The 1,210-nt window shown below is 66.9% G+C and carries 1 protein-coding gene; it reads left to right on the top strand.

Annotated elements, in window-relative coordinates; genetic code table 11:
* Positions 1-3: 3 nt before the first annotated feature.
* On the top strand, positions 4-1,210 hold a 1,207-nt coding region (locus tag ACFQ87_RS46645; RefSeq protein ID WP_380617119.1), incomplete at its 3' end, for an IS630 family transposase.

Below are 1,210 nucleotides of genomic sequence, written 5' to 3'. Positions count from 1 at the left end.
CGGATCATCCTGGCTTGTGCGGACGGATCATCAAACGCTCAGGTCGCGGCCGATTTGGGCATCACCACGGCGACAGCGGGCAAGTGGCGGTCCCGGTTCGTGGCTCAGCGGATGGCCGGCCTGGCCGACGAGCCGCGACCGGGCCGGCGTAAGCCGGATCTGATGCTCACCGAGGCCGAGCATGCTCAGTTGACGCGCTGGGTCAGGCGGGCGAAGACCGCACAGTTCCTGGCGCTGCGCGCGAAGATCGTGCTGAGGTGCGCGGAGGGCGGGACGAACAAGCAGGTCGCCGCCGAACTCGGCATCGCCCAGGGGACGGTGAACCGTTGGCGCTCCCGGTTCATCGCCGACCGGCTGGACGGGCTGGTCGACGAGCCCCGCCCGGGCCGGCCGCCGTCGATCCTGCTCGATCAGGTCGAGGAGGTCGTCGTGGCGACCCTGGAGTCGACGCCGGGCGAGGACACCCACTGGTCGCGCGCCTCCATGGCCAGACGCACCGGGCTCAGCAAGTCCACCATCGGGCGGATCTGGAAGAAGTTCGACCTCAAGCCGCACCTGCAGGACTCCTTCAAGCTGTCCACCGATCCGCTGTTCGTGGAGAAGGTCGTCGACGTCGTCGGGCTGTACCACAACCCGCCCGAGAAGGCGGTGGTTCTCTGCGTCGACGAGAAAAGCCAGATCCAGGCGCTGGACCGCTCCCAGCCGGTGCTGCCGATGATGCCGGGCATGCCTGAGCGGCGCACCCACGACTACCTGCGGCACGGGATTACGAGTCTGTTCGCCGCGTTCAACATCGCCGACGGCACCGTCATCGGCGAGCTGCACCGCCGCCACCGCGCGGTGGAGTTCAAGAAGTTCCTGACCACGATAGACAAGGCCGTGCCGCGCGAGCTCGACGTCCACGTGGTGTGCGACAACTACGCAACCCACAACACCCCCGAGATCAAGACGTGGTTGGCCCGACACCCGCGCTTCCACGTCCACTTCACCCCGACCGGCTCGTCCTGGCTCAACCAGGTCGAGCGCTGGTTCGGCCTGCTGACCGACAAACTCATCCGCCGTGGCGTCCACACCTCCGTGAAAGCCCTGGAGGGCGACATCAAGGCCTGGATCGACGCCTGGAACGAGAACCCACGGCCCTTCACCTGGACGAAGACCGCCGACGAGATCCTCAAGTCCCTTGCCGACTACCTCGCCAAGATCAACCCGA

This window comes from Kitasatospora sp. NPDC056531 (genome assembly GCF_042794375.1).
Taxonomy (GTDB): Bacteria; Actinomycetota; Actinomycetes; order Streptomycetales; family Streptomycetaceae; genus Kitasatospora.
Note: the sequence above shows the minus strand (reverse complement) of the source record. Positions and strands in the feature narration are given on the sequence as shown.